Origin of the sequence: Diaphorobacter sp. HDW4A (genome assembly GCF_011305995.1) — a bacterium.
GTDB lineage: Bacteria > Pseudomonadota > Gammaproteobacteria > Burkholderiales > Burkholderiaceae_C > Diaphorobacter_A.
Genome location: NZ_CP049910.1, coordinates 5,483,372 through 5,502,117 on the forward strand (window position 1 = coordinate 5,483,372; position 18,746 = coordinate 5,502,117).

Genomic DNA, 18,746 nt, shown 5'->3' on the forward strand with positions numbered 1-18,746 from the left:
CATACACACCATGATCCATCGTCGCAAATCAGCATTCGAAAAATGGTTCTCCTTCACCCGCCACCGTCGGCGTTTCGGTGCGGATGAACATGTTCAGCGACTTGATGCACAGGGCTTTGAAAAGCTGCGCGAGAGCATCATTCAGAGCGAGGGTGATGACGCGAAATACGCGCATGGCGCATCGGTCAATCTCGACGAACACCTGGCCAAGGTGCGCCGCGAATTCATCGGCCAGTCCGAGCTGCTGTACCAGCACGCCATGCTCATCGTGTTGATTCGCCGCGAGGCTGACGTGGCCGCCAACTACGAACGCTTCAAACGCATGTGGATGGCCGAGCGCGATTTTCTGACCACACATCTCGACATGCGCTGGCTGCTCTCGGCTTGTGACACCTTCATCGACCTCGACACCGACCCGTTGTTGCGCGCCGTCGCCATGAACGGCCCGCTGCTCGCCAACACCGTGAAGCTCGGCGAGACGGAGCGCTTCATTCTGGGCGTCAACGCCGAAACGCCCGACAAGCAGGCCGCGCTCGACGAACTATGGACCCATCGCGTGGGGCTGTTCGATGGCGTCTCGGGTTTCATTCCGGGCACGGATGACACCTTGCGCAATATGCGGTGGCGGTTGGAGGACGTGTGCAAGCTGCATCCGCTTGGGGTGGTGGTGATGGAGATTTTTGACCGGTTGCAGCGGGATGCCAATGAGAACGTTTATTTGCGGTTCAAGAAGCGGCATACGCGGGAGAAGACGCGGTGGTGGGATTGAGGGGCAGTGTTGCGTACTGACAGCCGTTGTTCTTTGATTTTTTTGGTTGTTGCTGGTTGGTTGAGGGAAGAGGCCGGGACTGCCCCCGGCGGGGCAATCACTTTTTGCTTGCGCGCAAAAAGTAATCAAAAACGCGCTTGGAAGTCATCCGGCGGAACTCGCTGCGTTCCTTCGTCACTCCGCTCAAGCAACCGCCGGAAATCAGTTTGGAAAGAGGTGTTTACGGCACGTCGCTTCGCTCGTGCCAGGGTGTTTGCGTGGCTGCGTTGGGGTTCAAATGCCCACTGCGTTTTTGAGCGAGGGTGATCTCGCGGTTGCCAGCAAATCGCACAACGTCTGCGCACCCACATCTCGCGAAGTCGCACAGTGAGTTCTGCCGCGGGTATTGAAAACGCATTTTTGGTGACTTTTTGGGCGTGACCAAAAAGTGACTCCGCCGCCGGGCGGAACTCCCGGCCTCAGAAATCAAAGCCCCAACAGAACCAAGCCAAGATAAAAAATCAGCGCTTCAAAGAAGCAACCAACAACTCATCAACCAACACCTTCACCAACTCCGATGCGGGCATCACACGAGATGCCCCCACCCCCTGCCCAGCCCACAAAGAAAGATAATCCGCACGCCCTGCAGCGCCACAAGCCTTGCGCAACGCCCCCGTCAACGCATTCTGCACAGGGTACTCAGGAACGGCGTCCTCAAAGTCAGCAAGCCGCGACATCATCGAATTCACGATGCCACGCGCATACCTCCCGGAGATGGTCCGGGTGCAGCGCGTATCCACCGCGGTGGCACGTGCCATCGCTTCGCGGTAGGCGGGACCGACGCCCGATTCAGGGCAGACGAGGAACGCTGTGCCCATCTGCACGGCCTGCGCACCGAGGGTCAGGGCGGCGGCGATGCTGCGACCGTTCATGATGCCGCCCGCTGCGATCACGGGGATGGTCAGCTTGGCCGCGCACTCGGCGACGAGGGGCAGGGTGCCGATCATGCTGGCCTGGAAATCACCGAGAAAGGTGCCGCGATGGCCGCCGGCTTCCATGCCTGATGCGACGACTGCATCGGCGCCGACGGCCTGCCAGGCTTCGGCTTCGGCGACCGTGGTGGCGGTGCCGATCACGTAGCTACCAGCGGTGTGCAATTGCTCGACCTGGTGCTTGGTGAGGATGCCAAAAGTAAAGCTCGCGATGGTGGGCTTTTGTGCGATGAGGGCTTCGAACTGGGCGTCGAAGTCTTCACACCACTGCGCGGGCACGCTGGGGGTGAGGCCGAATTCGGCGTACAGCGGCGCGAGGCGGTCCATCGCCTGTTGGACGATGACGGGGTCTGGCGTGGGGGTCTTCTGCACAAAGAGGTTCATGCCGAAGGGGCGGTCCGTGGCCTGGCGCACCGCGTTGGCGGCTTCTTCCATGGCGGCGGGGGAGCGCATGCCGCAGCCGAGCATTCCGAGCGCTCCGGCCTTCGATACCGCAGCGGCGAGCGCGGGGGTGTCTGAGCCGGTCATTGGGCCCTGGATGATCGGGTGTTCGATGTTCAGGTGCTTGAGCAGCGAAGGGGTGGATGTGGTGGTCATGGAAAAGCGCTCCTTGAAATCATGAATGCGGGTTCAGGACATTGGCGCTGGCCAGGAGTTGTTCCTTCAGCGCGGTGAACGCGGGCGTGTCGTAGCCCTGCCTTGTGACCAGCATGGTCGTGCAGTGCGCGAGTGGCACCCATTGCAGAGCGGGCGGGGTGCGCAGCTGCTCGAGTAGCGCCTGTGGCACCACGCCCGCGCAGCTGCCCGCGGCCACGCAGGCGAGGATTGCGGGGTAGGAGGCGAGCTCCATCACCTGCGGCTGCTGGCGTGCGTTCTTTTTGTTGCCGCTACGCATCCAGTCCTCGCCAATCTGGCGGTAGGTGCAGCCCCGGGTGAAGGCGGCGATCGTGTGCAACTGCAGATCCTTGGGCGATGCAACGGGCGGATGCGTGCCGGGCAGGGCCAGCAGTAGGGGCTCGTCGTAGACCGGGGTGCGGTCGAGCGCCAGCGCGTCGGCGTCGATGTCCGGCGGCGGCCAGGCGACGAGGGCGGCGTCGATCTCGTGTGTGAGCAGTTGTTCGATCAGCTGGCGCGATGGCGCGGTGCGCAGCTCCAGCCGCAGCTCGGGCCACGCGGCATGCAGTTGGGCGAGGGGGTGGGGCAGGCGCACGAGCGAGGTGCTCTCCATCGCGCCGAGCCGCAGCCGCCCCGTGGGATGGTCGGGCGAGACGGCCTGACGCGCTTCCTCGGCCAGCGTGAGCAGCTTTTGCGCGTAGCCGAGGAGGGTCTCCCCGGCGGGCGTGAGCAACATGCGCCGCCCCTCGCGTAGAAACAGCGCCGTGCCCAGTTGCTCCTCCAACTGCTGGATGCGCGTCGTGACGTTGGATTGCACGCGCCCCAGCCGCTCGGCGGCGCGGGTGACGCTGTGCTCCTCGGCCACGACACAGAAGATCTCAAGCGCAAGCAGGTCCATGGTGCAGGATAGGGTGGTGGATACGTTGGAGTTGGCAAAGAAAATCTTTTTGTGAGATGATTTTATAACATTCAATCTCAAAATGAGATTCAAATCAGATTCCCCATGAAGGCTATTCCCTTGAACCCCTCGGAAAGCGCGACAGTAGACCCAGCATCCAGCCAACCCAGCGGCTCGATGAAGCCCTGGCCCATTGCCTTCGCTGGCATGGCCTGTCTTGCGATTGCCATGGGCATAGGCCGTTTCGCCTTCACGCCGCTGCTGCCGATGATGCTGCACGACGGGACCCTCACGCTTGCGGAGGGCAGCTGGCTCGCCACCGCCAACTACCTCGGCTACCTCGCGGGCGCACTCTTCGGCATGGCCCTGCCATGGCTTGCCCCGCGCGCCTATGCCGTGCTGCACCCGGCGGTGCTCGCCAAGCTCGGCATCGCGTTCACGGTCATCTTCACCGTCGCCATGGCCCTGCCCGTGGTGTCCCCCGCCTTGTGGACCGCGCTGCGCTTCGGTGCGGGCGTGTGCAGTGCCATCACGCTGCTCGGCATCGCCTCGTGGTGCATGGTGCGACTGGCAGCTCTAGGCCGCCCCGAACTCGCCGCCCTGATTTTCGCCGGCCCCGGCCTCGGCATTCTGCTGACCGGCGTCATCGCCAGCGGCATGGTCGCCCTGCACTGGCAAGCCACCAGCGGCTGGCTGCTCTTTGCCGTGCTCGCGCTGCTGCTCTGCATCCCCATCTGGCCCCAAATCGCAGGCCGCGCAGCATTGCCAAAACCAGATGGCGCAGCATCCACGACCACCCAGACCACTCCCGCCGAACCCGCAGCCCCAGTCCCCGCACGCATACTGCATGCGCTTGCCTACGGCCTCTCGGGCCTCGGCTACATCGTCTCAGCCACCTTCCTGCCCGTCATCGCCCGCACCGTGCTCCCCGGCAACTCCATCTGGGCCGACCTGTTCTGGCCCATCGCTGGCTTGGGCGCGGTCGTCGGCACGATCCTGAGCACTCGCGCAAAAGGACGCTGGGATCGTCGCTGGCTGTTGATCGCAGCCTATTTGGTGCAGGCATCCGGCATCGCGCTAGGCCTGCTCTTGCCCACCACGCTTGGCTTCGCACTTGGCAGCGTGCTCCTCGGTCTGCCATTCACCGTGATCACCTTCTTCGGCCTGCAGGAAGCCAGAAGACTCTGGCCGACCTCGGCCGACAGCTTCGTGGCCCTGGTCAGTGTGCTCTACGGAATAGGCCAGATCGCAGGCCCACCCCTGGTGAACTGGCTGCTGCACCACGCAGAAAACGGAAAGGGTTTTGAAAATGGTCTAGCACTGGCAGCCATGTCATTGGTATTGGGCGCAGCCATGTACGCAATCTCGATATGGCGCTGGCCCCAAAAAGCATGAATCGAAAGCATCTCGCGAAGTCGCGAGAAAAAGGCACGAGCGCAGCGAAGTGCCGAACACACCTCTTCAAATCACTTTTGCGGCAAGCTGTCTGAACGGAGCGCCGCAGGCGCGCAGTGAGTTTTGCCGCATGACTTCCAAGCGCGGTTTTGGTGACTTTTTGCGCGCAAGCAAAAAGTTACTGCCCCGCCGGGGGCAGTCCCGGCCTCCGCTCTCAACCACCAAGCAGAGACTAAAAAATCAAGCCCCGTCTACGGGCAGCCGCAAAACAAAACAAGCCCCTGACGCTCCGTCAGACCGCCCCTCACAATGCACACTCCCATGGTGCCGCTCTGCAATAGACCGCACCAAAGCCAACCCAAGCCCCACCCCCCCAGACCGCTCACTGGCCCCAGGCAGCCGGTAGAACGGCTCAAAGATCCGTTCCCTCTGCTCCGCAGGCACCCCCGGCCCATGATCACTCACGCGAATCACCGCGTGATCTCCCTCGCGCGTGAGGTCCAGCGTGATCTCGCCGAGGCTGTAGCGGCGCGCGTTCTCCAGCAGATTACGCACCGCGCGGCGCAGCAGCTTGGAGATGCCTTGCACATCGAGGTCCGTGGCAGACAGCCCGTCGGTGTGTGCGTTCAGATCGGCATCGACGCGCATGCATTCCTCGGCCGAAAGACCCAGCAGATCGACTGGCTCCAGCGTGCCGATGTTGGTCGCGCCCGCATCAAGGCGGCTGGCCAGCAGGATTTCATCAACGAGCTGGTCGAGCTCGGTGATGTTGCGCAGAATTTCGGCGCGTGAGGCGGGCGAGGGCACGCCATCCTGCATCAGCTCCATGCCCATGCGGATGCGGGTGAGCGGTGAGCGCAGCTCGTGCGATGCGTTGGCGAGCAGCGACTTGTGCGAATCCACCAGCGTCTCGATGCGTGAGGCTGCTGCGTTGAACTGGCGCGCCAGATCGGCCACCTCGTCGTGCCCCTGCGTGCGCACCCGCACTTTGAGATCGCCCTCGCCAAAGCGCTTGACGCTGCGCTGCAGATTCTCAAGCCGCTGCAGCAGCTTGCGAATGATGGGAAACACGCCGATGGTGACGGCGATGCCCACGCCTGCGAGCATCCAGAAAAAACCAAATGGTGGACGCAGCCAGAACGCCACATCGTGCGGCGGGCCGCCGCGTCCGTCGGGACGTGGTGCGCGAGCCGACAGCTGCAACTGCAGCTTGTCGCCCGACTCGGTCTCGATGTTGTATTCCGTGGGGTCACCGGGCTCGCGCCGCTCGCGGGTGGCCAGGCCCTGCAGCACCGGCTTGCCGCTGGCATCGGTGATCACGATTTCGCGTGCCGGTGGCTGCTGCAGATTCTGCGCGTTGTGCTCCGCCGCCCAGCGCCACGCGAGGCCCACGGCGAACGCAAAGACCAGCATGCCGCCGACCACCGCGAGCCAGATGCGCAGATAGAGTCGACGGGAGAACGGGCTGATCAGAGACATGGAAAAAAATCAATCAATCCTGCTGTTTGGCGAAAACGTAGCCGACGCCGCGCACCGTCAGAATGCGGCGCGGGTTCTTGGGATCGGCCTCGATGGCCGCGCGGATGCGGCCCATGTGCACGTCGATGGAGCGGTCGAACGCCTCCAGCTCCCGGCCGCGCACGGCCTCCATGATCTGGTCGCGGGTGAGCACGCGGCCCGCGCGTTCGGCAATCGTCACGAGCAGGTCGAACTGGTAGGAAGTGAGATCGGCGAGCTGGCCGTTCACAGACACGGTGCGCGCGTCGCGGTCGATTTCGAGAGAGCCGAAACGCAGCGAGGTCGTCGCTGGTTGCGTGCCGGTCTCGCGGCGGCGCAGGATGGCGCGGATGCGCGCCAGCAGCTCGCGGGGTTCGAAGGGCTTGGGTAGGTAGTCGTCGGCGCCGATCTCTAGGCCGATCACGCGGTCCATCGGGTCGCCCTTGGCGGTCAGCATCAGCACCGGCACCTGCGACGCGGGCGCAGGCAGAGCGCGGATGCGGCGGCAGATTTCGAGGCCATCCATGTCGGGCAGCATCAGGTCGAGGATCACCAAATCGGGCAGCGCATTTGCGTCCGGCCCCGTCAATCGCGCCAGCCCGCTCGTGCCATCGCCGCAGTGCGTGACTTGCAGGCCGGATTGCCCGAGATACTCGCTCACCATCTGGGCGAGGCGGGTGTCATCTTCAATCATCAGCAGGTTGTGAGGCATGGCGTGTGTTGTTCTTTGGGGTTCGAGGAGATTCGGTCAGGCATCGACTGCAGTGTTGGATGCGGACAGCGATGCTTGAACGAAATGGTGCATGAGGAGTGCTGCGCCTGTTCCCGGTTTCCGTAAAGAAAGGTAAAGCGCTCCTTTTCCGTCATCCGTCAACGCGTGAGTGCTCACTCGTCCGCGACGTCTGTGGCGCCGCGCCGCTCTTCTTCACATGACCGGCGGCCCACACCAGCAGCAGCACCGGCAGGCCCAGCGCCGCCGTACTGACGAAGAAGTTGGCATAGCCGTGCGCGTTCACGTAGTCGCCCGAGAAGCCCGCGATGAACTTGGGCAGCAGCAGCATGAGGGAGGAAAACAGCGCGTACTGCGAGGCCGAGTAGCTGATGTTGGTGAGGCTCGACAGATAGCCCACGAACGCGGCCGAGGCGATGCCCGAGGCCAGGTTGTCGGCCGAGACCACGGCGATCAGCGCGGGCACGCTGTGGCCGTAGCCCGCGAGCCAGGCGAACAGCAGGTTGGTGAAGGCGCTGAGGATCGCGCCGAGCATGAGGATGCGCATCACGCCGAAGCGCATGGACAGGCTGCCGCCGACGAACGCGCCGACCAGTGTCATGATCACGCCGTAGACTTTGGTGACGGTGGCGACCTCTTCCTTGGTGAAGCCGGTGTCCACATAGAACGGATTGGCCATGATGCCCATGACCACGTCGCTGATGCGGTAGACCGCGATCAGTGCGAGGATCACGGCGGCATGCCATTTGTAGCGGCGAAAGAAGTCCGCGAACGGCTCGATCAGCGTGCTCTGCAGCCATTCGGCCGCGTTGCGGGCGGGTGGCATTTCCACCCGCTTGGGTTCGGGCGAGATCAACACGGTGGCGATGCCTACCAGCATGGACACGGCCATCACGAGGTAGGCGGTTTGCCAGGCATCGTTCTGGTAGCTGCCCGCCGCGCCCGCGAGTTCGGAGCGCGCGGCCAGCCACAGCACGCCCGCACCGGACCAGATCATCGCGAGGCGGTAGCCGGTCTGGTAGCTCGCGGCAAGCGCGGGTTGCTCTTTTTCCGGCGCGGATTCGATGCGGTAAGCGTCGAGCGCGATGTCTTGCGTGGCCGAGGCGAAGGCGGTGAGCAGCGCCCACATCACCATCGGCTGCAGGGCGGTCTGCGGATTCGCGAGCGCCATGCTCGCGAGGCCGCACATCACGCCGATCTGCGCGAGCAGCAGCCAGCTGCGCCGACGCCCGAGCGCGCGGGTGAGGCCCGGCAGCGGTACGCGGTCGACGATGGGTGCCCAGATCCATTTGAAACCGTAGGCCAGACCCACCCAGCTCAGGTGCCCGATGGTGCCCCGGTCGATGCCCGCCTCGCGCAGGCGAAACGACAGCGTGCCCAACACCAGCATCAGTGGCAGCCCGGCCGCGAACCCGAGCGAGAGCATGCGCAGGCTCTCGGGTTGCAGATAGACCAGCAGCGACTCGCGCCACGAGCGTTTGGAGGGGGCTTCGAAGAGAGTGGAGTCGGACATGCAGGAGGTCTTTGGAGCGGCCGCGCGAAGGCGCATGTAAAAGCGAATGCGCACATTATGCGGACAGTCGCCCGGCGCTGGCGCTACCATGCGCTCCATGGCACGCCATGTCCACAGTTCCACCGCGCTCACCGAGCCTGTCGCGTCGATTCGCCAATACAGCGGCGAACACACGGCGCATGCGCACGACCATGCGCAGGTGCTCTACGCGCTGCACGGCCGCATGGAGCTGGAGGTGGCGGGGCGCGCGGCCTTTGTCGATACGGCTTGCGGCATGGTCGTTCCGGCAGGCGTGGAGCACGGCTTTCTCGCCGCGCCTGGCGCGCAACTGGTGGTGATCGACGCGCCGGATGTGGGCAGCACTGGGCGCACGCGCCGCTTTTCCGTGCCGGCCCCACTGCGCGGCAAGCAGCCCGTGCTGGATGCGGATGCGAGCGATCATCTGGCCGCGCTGCTCGACGCACCGCGCGTGCTTGCGCGCCGCGATCTGGATCTGCAGATTGTCAACCTGCAAGTGGCGCGCAGCCTGCATGAAGACTGGAACACCCGCCGCATGGCCGCGCTCGTGCATCTGAGCCCGCAGCGCTTTCATGTGCGCTGGCAGGAGCTGACCGGCAAGACCCCCCAGCAATGGCTGCGCGATCTGAGACTGGACGCGGCCGAGACCGCGCTGGCACGCGGCGAATCGCTCGAAAACACGGCGCTGCGATGGGGCTACCGCAGCGCCAGCGCGCTGGCTTTTGCGCTTCGCCGCGACAGAAATATCGGCGCACGCGATCTGCGCAAGGGCTGATTTCAGCACAAGCGTTTCTCGACAATTGCGCGCCGCCCAGGCGGCAAGATGGGCGCATGACGCAACCCGCCACTGCATCCTCTTGCACCCTGTCCCCCCACCCGCATTCCGCCGCCCATGTCTCATCGCTGCTCGGCGTCGCGCTGGTGTCCGCCGCCGCGCTGCTCTGGGGCACGACCGGCACGGTGCAGAGCCTGGGCGCGGGCGGGCTGTCGCCGTTTTGGGTGGGGGCGGCGCAGTTGGCGGTGGCCAGCGTGTTCTTTGTCTTGGTGCTGGCCGTGTCCAGAAAACGCATCGCGGGCCAGAGTCTGCCGCTGCTGCCCACGCCTTCGCGCATGGGTTTGAAGCTGGGCTGGTTCGTGATTGCCGCCGCAGGCGTTGCGGGCTACAGCATTAGTTTTTATGCGGGCGTGAAGCTCGCTGGCGTGGCTGTGGGTACAGCCGTGGCGATCGGCAGCAGCCCCATCTGGGCCGGGCTGATTCAGGCCTTGGTGTTGCGCACGCCGCTGTCGGGCCTGTGGTGGCTTGGCACGGCGGTGAGTGTGGGCGGCGGCGTGGCGATGGTGCTCAGCAAGGGCGGTGCGGCGACGGGGGATATCTCGTGGTTCGGCCTGCTGCTGTGCCTGCTTGCCGGGCTGTCGTATGCGAGCTATGCGCTGGTCAACAAGCGGCTCGTAGCGCATGCGCCCACGCAGGTGGTGAATTTTTATGTGTTCACCGGCGCGGCGATTCTGGCCGTTCCTGCGGCGTTGCTGCTGGCAGGTGTGCCGGTGATGAACGCATCGTCGCTGCTGGTGGTCGTCTATCTGGGGCTGGTGGTGTCGGGTGTGGCCTATGTGCTGTTCTCCAACGGCCTGCGCGGCATCTCGGGGCCAACGGGGGTGACGCTCACGCTCATCGAGCCCGTGGCTGCGTTTCTGCTGGCCGTGTGGGCGGTGGGGGAGCACCAGCCGCTGGTGTCGTGGCTCGGGCTGCTGGCTGTGCTGCTGGGCCTCATCGTGGTGATCCGTGCGGAACTGTTGGCTGCAAGGACTGAGGCTGCCGGGTAGACTGCGCATGTCACTTCGCCGCCGTTGCCACCGACCATGAAACACACCGCATCCACCTCCTGCGCTTGCGCCATGCCCCATGGCTCACTCTGGAGCGCGCGCCGCGCCTTTTTGCTCACGGCTGCTGCGGCGAGCGCGTCGCCCGTGCTCGCGCAGGTCGATGTGGGCAATGCGTCGTCCATGCGCAAGCTGGTTCCGGCCGAGACGCTCGAGGGCGCGGCCACGCAGCAGTACGACCAGTTGCTCGCGCAGGCCAAAGCCAAGAATGCGCTCGCGGGTCCTGACAACCCGCAGCTCATGCGCCTTCGCAGCATCGCGAAACAGCTGATTCCGTTCACCTATCCATGGAACGAGCGGGCCAAGGGCTGGAAGTGGGAGGTCAACCTCATCGGCAGCAAGCAGATCAACGCCTTCTGCATGCCCGGCGGCAAGATCGCGTTCTTCACCGGCATCCTCGACCAGCTCAAGCTGACCGACGATGAGGTCGCCATGATCATGGGCCATGAAATGGCGCACGCGTTGCGTGAGCATTCCCGGGAGCGGCTGGCCAAAACGCAGGCTACCAACATCGGCATCTCGTTGGGCGCTGCGCTGCTCGGGCTGGGCGACGTGGGACGTGCTGCGGCAGGCCTCGGCTCGCAGTTGCTTACGCTGAAGTTCAGTCGCAATGATGAATCCGAGGCCGATCTGGTCGGCCTGGAACTGGCTGCACGCGCGGGCTACAACCCCCAGGCTTCCGTCACGCTCTGGGAAAAAATGGGTAAGGCAACGGGCACCCAGCAGGGCATGCAGTTTCTCTCGACCCACCCGAGCGGCCCGAACCGCATCAAGGAACTCAAGGAAAACATCGCGCGCGTACAGGGCCTGTACGAAGCGACCCGGCGCGGCCAGAAGTAGGCCATAGGGCGAGGACTTCAAATCTGCACGGTCGTAGCCGACAGCCGCCGCGCAAGGGCCGTCCCGCCGCGCTGGCGGCGTCCCCCTCCGTTGCGCGTTGCGCAACACAAGAGAGGGGGAAGGCGCGAAGCGCCTCAGGGGGTGAAACTTTTATGTATTTCCGACGTAGGGATTGGTGCGGCGCTCGCGGCCGAAGGTGCTCTCCGGCCCGTGCCCTGGAATGAACACCGTCTGATCGCCCATGGGCCACAGGCGCTGAGTGATCGAGTCGATCAGCTGCTGGTGGTTGCCCTTGGGGAAATCCGTGCGCCCGATGCTGCCCGCAAACAGCACGTCACCGACAAAGGCGCGGTCGATCTGCGGCGCGTGGAACACCACGTGGCCCGGCGTGTGGCCGGGGCAGTGGCGCACGTTGAGCGTTTCGTTGCCAATCTGCACTGTATCGCCGTCATGCAGCCAGCGCGTGGGCGTGAATGGCAGAGCGGGCGGAAAGCCGAACATCTGGCTTTGCTGCGGCAGCCCGTCGATCCAGAACTGATCACCTTCTTCGGGTCCGATGATCGGCAGCCCGAGCTTTTGTGACAGCTCGCCCGTGCCACCCGCATGGTCGATGTGCGCATGCGTGAGCCACAGTGCCTTGAGGTTCAAGCCGAGCTTGCTCACCTCGGCGAGCAGCACATCGAGATCGCCACCGGGATCGACGATGGCGGCGTCTTGGGTGGCATCGCACCAGACGATGGACGAATTTTGCTGGAACTGGGTGACAGGGACGGTGAGGTACTGAAGCATGGCGGTTCTTGAGGGGCGCGTGCGACGTCTGCGTGAGGTCGGTGGCGCTCGATCATGGATGGTTTCCCGCAAGTATATGCATGCCCGTCCGCCCCGGCAGCCATGCCTTCGAGTCGCCGCTCAGTCTGCCTTGGCTCCCGACAGCCGTACGATCTCTGCCCATTTCTTCTCTTCGGAGCGCATGTATGCCGGAAATTCTTTGGATCGGTGAGGGCTGAGGCACTGCCTTTGTAGGGTACATGCTGCATCGCGATGCCGGTCTTCCGTCGGAACAGTTCGCCCGAAAGATGCTGCGAAGACGCATTTCCTGCCGAGCCGAAGTTGATCGTGCCCTTGCTTTTCTTAAGGTAGGCGCCCGACCAGATCCGTCGGCCCGCCAGGTGGGTACGGAATGACGAGCGTGATCACTGATTTGGGATAGTCGGCAGCGGGCGAGGCCTGTGCGGCCATTGAGCATGTATCGCTTCATCTTGCGTCTCCGTGAATGGCGAGAGCCAGCTTGCCCACCACCGCGCGGCCATGCAGTGCGTCGAGCGCGTCGCAGAGTTGAGTCATCCGCAGTACCTGTGTGATCCCGGGATGAATGGCCTCTCGCAGCGCCATGTCGAGCAGTTCGGCCATCATCGATTGCATGTCGTCGGCGTAGCGCTCGCGTTCATTGGCCGGTGTCCAGCCGATGTATTGGCCGTAGAAGAAGCCGTGAATCGTAAGGTTCTTCACGAGCGCGATATTCATTGGGACCTGTGGGATCGTGCCGCTTGCAAAGCCGATGATGAGTACCTTGCCATTCGGCGCGGTGCAGCGCAGGGAGGTGAGCAGTAGATCGCCACCGACTGGATCGAACACGATGCTCGCGCCCAGCCCATGGGTGAGTTGCTTGACCTGTTCGATCAAATGCTGTGGATCGACCGCATGCTGCGCACCATGGCGCAGAGCGGCCAGCCGTTTGCCCTCGTTGCTTGCGCAGGCGATCACGGTGACGTTCGGAATCTGCGCGGCCAACTCCACAGCCGCCAACCCCACGCCCGAGCCCGCGCCGAGCACGAGAATGGAATCGCCCTCGCGCACTTGCGCCCGCCAATGCAGTGCGGTGTAAGCAGTGCCATACGAAATCGGTAGCGCCAGTGCCTTGAGCGGGTCCAGCGTCTTCGGCACCGGATAGACCGTGGTGGCGTGGACCACCAGTTGCTCGCTGTACGCGCCCCAATCGCAGATGAACACCACCGTGTCGCCGGGCTGCACATGGCGCACGGTGCTTCCCGTGCGTAGCACCCGGCCGACGCCCTCGGTGCCGGGCACGAAGGGAAAGGGCGGCGATTTCTGGTAGCGGCCCTCGATGAGCAACCCTGTGGCGTGACTGACCGTGGCGTGGTGCACCTCGATCAGTACCTCGTTGTCGCCCACGATACGGGGTGCACCGATGGACTGTACCGAGGTGACTTCGCGCGGCGCTCCATACGCGCGGCAGACGATGGCTTTCATCGTGAGGGCTCCGTCGGCAGACCGCCCAACGCGATGATCCGCGCGTCTGCCAGCACCTGTATCTGGACTGCTTCGAGCCCTAGGCTGCCGAGCACCTGCCACGTGTGCTCGCCCACCTGCGGCGAGGGTACAGGCGGCTCGCCATGGCATTTCCACGGTGTGGCGGACATGAGCATGTCGCCGAAGCCCGGTTGATGCAGGGTGTTGAACGTGGTGAGGTGCATGGCCTGCGGGTGGTCCACCACCTCCTGTGCCGTGCGCACGCGGGCATGCAGCACGCTGTGCTGTGTGAGCACGGCGGCAAGGTCATCCACCGTACGGGTCAGCACCACGAGTGCCATTTCTGCGTGCAGTAGCTCGCGATGCTGCAGCCGCAGGTCGTTGGTGGCAAAGCGCGGATCGCTCTTCCAGTGTGGCAGGTCGAGCGCGCTGCAGATGCGCTCGAAGTGCTCGGTGTTGAGCGCAAGGATCGTGAGCTGGCCATCGGCCGCCTGAAAGATGCCATTCGGCGCGCTCACCGCCTGACGGGTCAGCTGCTTGGCGATCACCTCGTCCGAGATCATTGAAGACTGCAGCGCGCAGCACACGTTGAAGAGATTGAGTTCAACATGTGTGCCCCGGCCTGTCTTGAGTTTGTGCAGCAGCGCGGCCGTGCAGGCCTGCGCGGCGTACACGCCGGTGGCGATGTCAGCCAGCAGCAGACCCACGCGCTGCGGCGTGCCGCTCGCGTCGCGGTTGGTGTTCATCAGACCACTGTCGGCCTGCATGACGGAGTCAGTTGCGGGGTGCTCGGCAAACGGCCCATCGGCACCATAGCCGCTGATAGAGACGTAGACCGGATCGATCCCCTCTGCCGCAAGGCTTGCCGGGTCCAACCCGAGCCGCTGCATGACCTGCGGGCGAAAGCTCTGGATCACCACGTCTGTCTTTCTCGCGAGCTCCAGAATCAGGGCCTTGCCCTGCGGCTGGCGAGCGTCCACCGCCACGCTCAGCTTGCCGCTGTTGAAGGTGTTGGAGAGCGTGCTGTGGCCGTTTCTGGCAACGCCGACATGCCGGCCCCAGTCGCCTTGTGGCGGCTCGATCTTGATGACCTCGGCCCCCTGATGGCACAGCAACTGCGCGCAATACGGTCCGGCCACGCCCTGGCTCAGGTCGAGCACCTTGAATCCTGCGAGTGGGGAAAACCCCGCTGTTGACGGTGAGGTCACGTGTTGTCTCCTGCATGCGGTGATCTCTGGACCTGCGGGCCTGAGTCGTTACCGTCTACCAACATGGTAGGAGTTTGTGCGCGGGATGGGAACCCTCAATTCATTGCCGCATCCCGTGATCCATACGGGATTCCAGCGAGCCCGAAGGCAGGGCGCTTGACGATGCGGTGTCAGTTGCTGCCGCGTGCGGCCTCGCGCTTCTGATCGCGCAGCATGAACAGATAAAGACTCTCCACCTTCTCGCGCGCCCACGGCGTCTTGCGCAGGAACTTGAGGCTCGAGGCGACGCTCGGGTCGAGGTTGAAGCAGCGCACCGGAATGCGTTCACCCAGCTCGGCCCAGCCGAAGTAGTCGGCCAGATCGGTCACCATGCGTTCGAGGGTGACGCCGTGCAGGGGGTCGCGGGATCGGGGCTGTTCGGGAGTGGTCATGGCGCCATTGTCGTGCATTCGCGCGGCGCCATGGGCTTGTCGGGCCTCTCCGAAATCAGAAGGGCAAGTGGCGTGGCGTCGTCTGCAGCGTGATCCAGCGCAGCTCGGTGAAAGCGTCCACCCCGGCCTTGCCGCCGAACTTGCCGAAGCCCGATTGCTTCACGCCACCGAAGGGCATTTGCGCCTCGTCGGGGTCTCCTCGTTTTCAGTGCAATAAGTGACGGTACGCAAAGCTAGCACTGGCGCGGGGGTGGTCTGGGTAGACCGTTGATTTCATTGACTTTCCTGTTCGCTTTGTAAACGGGTATGGTGGCCTCCCACTTTTGAGGTTCACGATGCAGGGTTGGCACACAACGTTTTTGGGGATGCGTGGGCTCCCCCGCGATATCAGCGACTTCGAGATGAAGGCATTTTTCACCTTCGATGGTGCCGAGCGCGACGCAATCAATGCACGCCGAGGTGATTCCCACAAGCTTGGTCTGGCGCTCCATATTGGTTTCCTGCGCATGAGTGGGCGTTTGCTCGGTGCCTTTCGGGTAATTCCAGTAGCCTTGTGGCGCCACCTTGGCAACGAGCTTGGCATTGCAGCACCAGAAGTCGCCTCGCTGAGAGCCATGTATGAACGCGGGCGCACGCTATTCGATCACCAACAAGTAGCCTGCACGGTCCTTGGATTCCAGTGGATGAGCGAGCACCAGCGCCGCTCACTGGTACGTGAACTGCGCGACGAAGTGGCGCGCTGCGCCGACCGCGATCAGCTACTCGTGCGGGCGCGTCAATGGCTGTACAAGAACAAGCTGGTGATCGTGCACGAGCGGGCAATTCGGACACTGATTGCGGCGGCACTTGCCCAGCTTGAAGTTGAAACAGGCACCGCCATCGCCGCCAGCGTTGATCCAGCAACACTTGATCGCTGGCGAGCCTCAGTTTCAGAGCTGCGCCCAGATGGACAAACCCAGCAGAGTTGGCTATGGGCTGCACCGGCGAAACACTCAACCCGCCAAATCAGCGAGGTACTGGAGCGCATCGACCTGCTTTACACGCTGGACGTTCATAAGCACCTGGCAGACATCCCCGATCTCATCTTGCGCCGCTACGCGCGCCGACTTGTCTCCAGGCCGCCCTCAGCCGGAGCCAAGATCAAAGAGCCAGCGCGCACCGTGGAGGTCGCATGCTTTCTTCGGTATTGCCTGTTCACCACCACAGACCAGTTGATCCTTATGGTGCAGCGCCGGATCGCCGATCTGTGGCGTCAGGCTGCCGCCGATGTCCCCGCTACCGTCAATTGGGCCGCAATGTACAAAACGCTGCTCGGCGAACTTGTTGCCTTGAGCGCGCAAGGTGCGGTGCCAGATGCTGAGTTGCGTGCCCGTCTTGAAGCCTTGATCACCGAAACCCAGAAACGCAAACCACCGAGCAGGGCCTCCCTGGTCCGCGAGGGATTGATTGATGGAATTCGCCCCGTGCGGTCGTTGCTCGTCGCCATTGCAAAGCTGCCCTGGCAGGCCACCGGCGAGCATCCTGCCATCGAGTACCTTGCCAAGCTGCAAGCTTTATATCTCAAAGGATCCAGAAAGCTGCCAGTTGAAGTGGTGGCACCAAGTCTGGGAATGATCTGGCAGGTTTCGATCTCCAGCCCAGACCGGGAACGGGCGTTTCAGGCGTTGGAGGTGGCCACCCTGTTTGCCCTGCGCCGCGCGGTGCGCAATGGCTCGGTCTGGATTGAGCACAGCCTGAGCTTTCGGGGTCGTGCGCGCTTGTTCTTCACGGACGAGCGTTGGCAGGCAGAGTCCAAGAAACACTATGCCCGTCTATCGTTACCCAGCAAGGCTGCCACTTTCTTGAAGCCTTTGCTGGCCAGAGTAACTGCCGGTGTCGATGCGGTGGCCGCTGCAGCCCGCAGTGGCGTACTGCGCGTGGATGATGAACTCCATTTGTCGCCATTGCCCGCAGAGGACGAAGACCCAGAAGTGACCAAGCTGCGCGCGGCTTTGGGTCACCGCATCGGTGAGGTTCAATTGCCGGAAGTGATTCTGGCCGTTGACGCCCAGGTGCGCTTTAGCTGGATCATGCTCGGACGTGAGCCGCGCTCTACCGACGAGCTGCTGATGGTCTATGCCGGCATCATGGCCCACGGCACCAGTCTGACTGCGGTCGAATGCGCGCGCATGATTCCGCAATTGTCTGCCACCAGCATTCGCCAGGCCATGCGCTGGGCGCGGGACGAACGGCGTCTGAGCCAGGCCTGCCAGGCTGTGCTGGAATTCATGCAGCGACACCCGATTGCCGCCACCTGGGGGCGGTCCGATTTGGCATCTTCTGACATGATGAGCATGGAGACCACCAAACGGGTGTGGCAAGCCCGGCTTGATCCTCGGCGCAACACACCTTCCATTGGAATCTACTCCCATGTAAAAGACCGGTGGGGCATCTTCCATGCGCAGCCCTTTGTGCTCAATGAGCGCCAGGCGGGCGTGGCCATTGAAGGTGTCATCCGCCAAGAAAAGCTGGAGACCAGCCAGCTTGCTGTGGATACCCATGGCTACACCGACTTTGCCATGTCACATGCCCGTTTGCTTGGTTTTGATCTTTGCCCGCGGTTGAAGGAACTCAAACAGCGCCACCTCTTTGTGCCACGCGGCACCAAAGTGCCCGCAGAAATCGCTGCGGTGTGCGAAGCCAATGTCGACGTCGCTTTGATCGAAAAGCATTGGGATAGTCTGGTGCACCTGGCAGCCTCGGTCATGAGCGGACATGCCAGTGCGGTGGCAGCTCTTGCGCGGTTCGGTTCTGCCGCCCAGGGCGATCCAATCTATGAGGCTGGCGTGCAATTGGGGCGGTTGCTGCGTACGGCGTTTTTGGCTGACTACTTTGTCAAGGACGCTTTCAGGAACGAGTTGCGCCGGGTGCTCAATCGGGGCGAGGCTGTTAACGCCCTCAAGCGCGCCATTTATACCGGCCGGATCAGCCCGGCGCAGGCCAAACGTGTCGATGAAATGCAGGCTGTGGCCGATGCGTTGAGCCTGATGGCCAACATCGTGATGGCGTGGAATACCTCACAGATGCAGGCGGTCCTGGATCGCTGGTCGAACCGCCGCCAGGTCATTCCACCGGAACTGATCGGGAAGATTGCGCCCACCAGGCTGGAGAGCATCAACTTGCGGGGTGTGTTTCGCTTCCCGGTTGACCGCTATGCTGACCAAATCCTGCCTTCGCGGCCAAATGCATCGATAACTGGCACCAATGGATGAAACCGACCACGGTTTGACGCCACGAATCGCAGATTTGAAAGTGAACAGGAAAGTCAATGAAATCAACGATCTACCAACACCACCTCCGCGCCAGTGCTAGCTTTTCGTACCGTCACTTATTGCACTGAAAACGAGGAGACCCCGAAAAAGCCAGCGGGCTTGCACCCGGCGTGAAGACGGTGGCCGAGCAGGGCTACCCGGGCTACGAGGTGATTGCGTGGAACGCGCTCTATGCACCGCGCGGCACGCCGGCGCAGGTGATCGCCACCGTCAACGCGGCGATGAACAAGGCCCTCGCGCGGCCCGAGACGCGTCAGCGCCTGCTGGAGCTGGGCTTCGAGCCTGCAGGTGGTGCGCCCGGCGATCTGGCGACGTTCGCCAAATCGGAGCGCACCAAATGGGCGCCCGTCATCAAGAGTGCAGGGCTGAAGGCAGACTGAAGGTCGTTTGAAAAAAAG

At 63.4% G+C, this 18,746-nt stretch carries 16 protein-coding genes and 2 pseudogenes; 7 read left to right on the forward strand and 11 right to left on the reverse strand.

The annotated features are described in order from the left end of the window. The first annotated feature begins 10 nt into the window (after positions 1-10). Positions 11-769: a hypothetical protein gene (locus G7047_RS25085; protein WP_166311086.1), complete on the forward strand. Its 759-nt coding sequence runs from the start codon at positions 11-13 to the stop codon at positions 767-769. Positions 770-1,269: 500 nt separating this feature from the next. On the opposite strand, the gene G7047_RS25090 is transcribed toward G7047_RS25085, so the two are convergent. Then, positions 1,270-2,337: a nitronate monooxygenase family protein gene (locus G7047_RS25090; RefSeq protein ID WP_166311087.1), complete on the reverse strand. Its 1,068-nt coding sequence runs from the start codon at positions 2,335-2,337 to the stop codon at positions 1,270-1,272. A gap of 19 nt (positions 2,338-2,356) precedes the next feature. Next, positions 2,357-3,253, reverse strand: coding sequence for a LysR family transcriptional regulator (locus G7047_RS25095; protein ID WP_166312257.1), 897 nt, complete (start codon positions 3,251-3,253; stop codon positions 2,357-2,359). 105 nt (positions 3,254-3,358) lie between these two features. Between G7047_RS25095 and G7047_RS25100 the strand changes: the two genes are divergently transcribed. Further along, positions 3,359-4,648: a YbfB/YjiJ family MFS transporter gene (locus G7047_RS25100; protein WP_166311088.1), complete on the forward strand. Its 1,290-nt coding sequence runs from the start codon at positions 3,359-3,361 to the stop codon at positions 4,646-4,648. A gap of 240 nt (positions 4,649-4,888) precedes the next feature. On the opposite strand, the gene G7047_RS25105 is transcribed toward G7047_RS25100, so the two are convergent. From G7047_RS25105 to G7047_RS25115, 3 genes are all read right to left on the reverse strand, one after another. Further along, positions 4,889-6,127 (reverse strand): ATP-binding protein, encoded by a 1,239-nt coding sequence (locus G7047_RS25105; RefSeq protein WP_166311089.1) that lies wholly within the window; start codon positions 6,125-6,127, stop codon positions 4,889-4,891. A 13-nt stretch (positions 6,128-6,140) separates the two neighbouring features. Further along, complete coding sequence (locus G7047_RS25110) at positions 6,141-6,857, reverse strand: response regulator transcription factor (protein ID WP_166311090.1); 717 nt, start codon at positions 6,855-6,857, stop codon at positions 6,141-6,143. A 151-nt stretch (positions 6,858-7,008) separates the two neighbouring features. Further along, on the reverse strand, positions 7,009-8,388 hold the full coding sequence (locus G7047_RS25115; protein WP_166311091.1) for an AmpG family muropeptide MFS transporter: 1,380 nt from the start codon (positions 8,386-8,388) through the stop codon (positions 7,009-7,011). Positions 8,389-8,476: 88 nt separating this feature from the next. Here G7047_RS25115 and G7047_RS25120 point away from each other — a divergent pair, with 88 nt between their 5' ends. From G7047_RS25120 to G7047_RS25130, 3 genes are read left to right on the forward strand one after another with little or no spacing between them, the layout of a single operon-like run. Continuing rightward, a complete protein-coding gene (locus G7047_RS25120) occupies positions 8,477-9,181 on the forward strand; it encodes a helix-turn-helix domain-containing protein (protein ID WP_371813826.1) in 705 nt (234 codons plus the stop codon). Between the two features lie 56 nt (positions 9,182-9,237). Beyond that, the gene (locus G7047_RS25125) at positions 9,238-10,230 is read left to right on the forward strand and encodes a DMT family transporter (RefSeq protein ID WP_166311092.1); all 993 of its coding nucleotides are present in this window, start codon (positions 9,238-9,240) and stop codon (positions 10,228-10,230) included. A 36-nt stretch (positions 10,231-10,266) separates the two neighbouring features. Beyond that, on the forward strand, positions 10,267-11,127 hold the full coding sequence (locus G7047_RS25130) for a M48 family metallopeptidase (RefSeq protein WP_166311093.1): 861 nt from the start codon (positions 10,267-10,269) through the stop codon (positions 11,125-11,127). Positions 11,128-11,277: 150 nt separating this feature from the next. Here the strand turns inward: G7047_RS25130 and G7047_RS25135 are convergent, their stop codons facing one another. The 6 genes and pseudogenes from G7047_RS25135 to G7047_RS25160 all read right to left on the reverse strand — a co-directional run. Further along, complete coding sequence (locus G7047_RS25135) at positions 11,278-11,916, reverse strand: MBL fold metallo-hydrolase (protein WP_166311094.1); 639 nt, start codon at positions 11,914-11,916, stop codon at positions 11,278-11,280. Positions 11,917-12,119: 203 nt separating this feature from the next. Beyond that, positions 12,120-12,248 (reverse strand): annotated as a pseudogene (locus tag G7047_RS25140) (tripartite tricarboxylate transporter substrate-binding protein); the annotation flags it as partial. A 133-nt stretch (positions 12,249-12,381) separates the two neighbouring features. Further along, positions 12,382-13,398, reverse strand: coding sequence for an NADPH:quinone oxidoreductase family protein (locus G7047_RS25145; protein ID WP_166311095.1), 1,017 nt, complete (start codon positions 13,396-13,398; stop codon positions 12,382-12,384). Further along, entirely contained in the window at positions 13,395-14,606 is a 1,212-nt protein-coding gene (locus G7047_RS25150) for a CaiB/BaiF CoA-transferase family protein (protein ID WP_166311096.1), read from the reverse strand. The genes G7047_RS25145 and G7047_RS25150 overlap by 4 nt, the downstream gene beginning before the upstream one ends. A 170-nt stretch (positions 14,607-14,776) precedes the next feature. Then, on the reverse strand, positions 14,777-15,037 hold the full coding sequence (locus tag G7047_RS25155) for a VF530 family DNA-binding protein (protein WP_166311097.1): 261 nt from the start codon (positions 15,035-15,037) through the stop codon (positions 14,777-14,779). Positions 15,038-15,092: 55 nt separating this feature from the next. Next, positions 15,093-15,227: pseudogene (locus G7047_RS25160) on the reverse strand (aldehyde dehydrogenase family protein); the annotation flags it as partial. A gap of 145 nt (positions 15,228-15,372) precedes the next feature. Here G7047_RS25160 and G7047_RS25165 point away from each other — a divergent pair. Both G7047_RS25165 and G7047_RS25170 read left to right on the forward strand, forming a co-directional pair. Next, positions 15,373-18,288, forward strand: a complete 2,916-nt coding sequence (locus G7047_RS25165) for a Tn3-like element IS1071 family transposase (protein WP_166310096.1) — start codon at positions 15,373-15,375, stop codon at positions 18,286-18,288. 170 nt (positions 18,289-18,458) lie between these two features. Continuing rightward, on the forward strand, positions 18,459-18,728 hold the full coding sequence (locus tag G7047_RS25170) for a tripartite tricarboxylate transporter substrate binding protein (protein ID WP_166311098.1): 270 nt from the start codon (positions 18,459-18,461) through the stop codon (positions 18,726-18,728). Positions 18,729-18,746 lie beyond the last annotated feature (18 nt).

Bases quoted from the DNA above. Each gene is read 5' to 3' on its own strand.
- G7047_RS25095 (WP_166312257.1), bottom strand. From the start codon at position 3,253: ATGGACCTGCTTGCGCTTGAGATCTTCTGTGTCGTGGCCGAGGAGCAC.
- G7047_RS25155 (WP_166311097.1), bottom strand. From the start codon at position 15,037: ATGACCACTCCCGAACAGCCCCGATCCCGCGACCCCCTGCACGGCGTC.
- G7047_RS25090 (WP_166311087.1), bottom strand. From the start codon at position 2,337: ATGACCACCACATCCACCCCTTCGCTGCTCAAGCACCTGAACATCGAA.
- G7047_RS25165 (WP_166310096.1), top strand. From the start codon at position 15,373: ATGCAGGGTTGGCACACAACGTTTTTGGGGATGCGTGGGCTCCCCCGC.
- G7047_RS25135 (WP_166311094.1), bottom strand. From the start codon at position 11,916: ATGCTTCAGTACCTCACCGTCCCTGTCACCCAGTTCCAGCAAAATTCG.
- G7047_RS25120 (WP_371813826.1), top strand. From the start codon at position 8,477: ATGCGCTCCATGGCACGCCATGTCCACAGTTCCACCGCGCTCACCGAG.
- G7047_RS25115 (WP_166311091.1), bottom strand. From the start codon at position 8,388: ATGTCCGACTCCACTCTCTTCGAAGCCCCCTCCAAACGCTCGTGGCGC.
- G7047_RS25145 (WP_166311095.1), bottom strand. From the start codon at position 13,398: ATGAAAGCCATCGTCTGCCGCGCGTATGGAGCGCCGCGCGAAGTCACC.
- G7047_RS25085 (WP_166311086.1), top strand. From the start codon at position 11: ATGATCCATCGTCGCAAATCAGCATTCGAAAAATGGTTCTCCTTCACC.
- G7047_RS25105 (WP_166311089.1), bottom strand. From the start codon at position 6,127: ATGTCTCTGATCAGCCCGTTCTCCCGTCGACTCTATCTGCGCATCTGG.
- G7047_RS25110 (WP_166311090.1), bottom strand. From the start codon at position 6,857: ATGCCTCACAACCTGCTGATGATTGAAGATGACACCCGCCTCGCCCAG.
- G7047_RS25130 (WP_166311093.1), top strand. From the start codon at position 10,267: ATGAAACACACCGCATCCACCTCCTGCGCTTGCGCCATGCCCCATGGC.
- G7047_RS25100 (WP_166311088.1), top strand. From the start codon at position 3,359: ATGAAGGCTATTCCCTTGAACCCCTCGGAAAGCGCGACAGTAGACCCA.
- G7047_RS25125 (WP_166311092.1), top strand. From the start codon at position 9,238: ATGACGCAACCCGCCACTGCATCCTCTTGCACCCTGTCCCCCCACCCG.